The following is a 1,011-nucleotide window of genomic DNA, read 5'->3' on the forward strand; positions in this document are numbered from 1 at the left end:
AGCGGCTCGCGCAGCGTATAGACCTTGCGGCTCTTGCCGTGGTGCGTGAGGTCGCACGAGAACACCTGGCCGTCGTCCACCAGCGCCTGGTTGGCCGCGAACAGCAGCACGTCGGAAGCGCGGCCCACCTCGTACAGCGAGTCCTTGCGGCACAGGCCCGACTCCATCGTGATCACGCGCGAGATCTCGTCCAGGCGCGAGGCGATGAGTTCGCCCGCGCGCATCAGGATCTTGTAGCGCTCGTAGCGCGTGAGGGTGGGCTTGTAGTCGCGCGCGATCTTGTAGGCCACCCGCACGTCTTCCAGCGCGGCCTTGGGCACGGTGGCGATCACTTCGCCGGTGTAGGGGTAGGTGACTTCGATCGTGCGGTCGCGCCAGACTTTCTCTCCGGCGATGCGCAGCGCTTCCTTGTGGACGGTGCCTGGCTTCAACGACATGGCTTGGCTCATGGGAACTCCGGGTTTACTGGGCGTGGTTCAGCGCGAGGTCGAGCGCATCGAAGTTGCGCAGCCGGCGGCCAGCGGCAATGCCGGTGACGGGCCGGTTGCAGATCAGCGGCACGCGCTGCTCCGACACCCCGCCGTGCGAGCGCAGCGGCACTTCCAGCGCCGACAGGTCATGCCGGCTGGCCGAGGTGCCGATGACCGTGCTCTGCTCGCTCACCACCACGATGTCGCCGATGCGGTCGGGCGGCAGCTCGAAGCGCGCGGCCGCGTCCTTGCGCGAGAGCACCAGCTCCATGCCCGGCAGGCGCTGGATGCGGTCGATCCAGCCCGGCACGCGGGCCTCGTCGGGCGCGTACACGGTGGCGAAGGAGCCCAGCGCACCGTGGTGCACCACGTACGGGTCGGTGATCGGCAGGATCACGCGGGCCTGGCCGGTGCCGTACCAATCGTCGAGCACGTCCTGCAGGTAGATGACCTTGGGCGCGCCGTCCGCGTCGTGCTTGTCGTTCATGCCGTGGTCGGCCGTGAGCACGATGGTGGCGCCCAGCGCATCGAGCTGCGCGAG

Annotated in this window: 2 protein-coding genes; both read right to left on the reverse strand. The window is 68.6% G+C overall.

Annotated features, from left to right (window positions below):
* Window positions 1-449 (reverse strand): aldehyde dehydrogenase family protein (locus tag ACSFA3_RS26390; protein WP_435508246.1); only part of this gene is annotated, 449 nt, incomplete at its 3' end.
* Between the two features lie 13 nt (window positions 450-462).
* A partial coding sequence (locus ACSFA3_RS26395) for an alkaline phosphatase family protein (protein ID WP_435508247.1) occupies window positions 463-1,011 on the reverse strand: 549 nt, incomplete at its 5' end.

Source organism: Variovorax glucosi (assembly GCF_051216695.1).
Lineage (GTDB): Bacteria > Pseudomonadota > Gammaproteobacteria > Burkholderiales > Burkholderiaceae_C > Variovorax.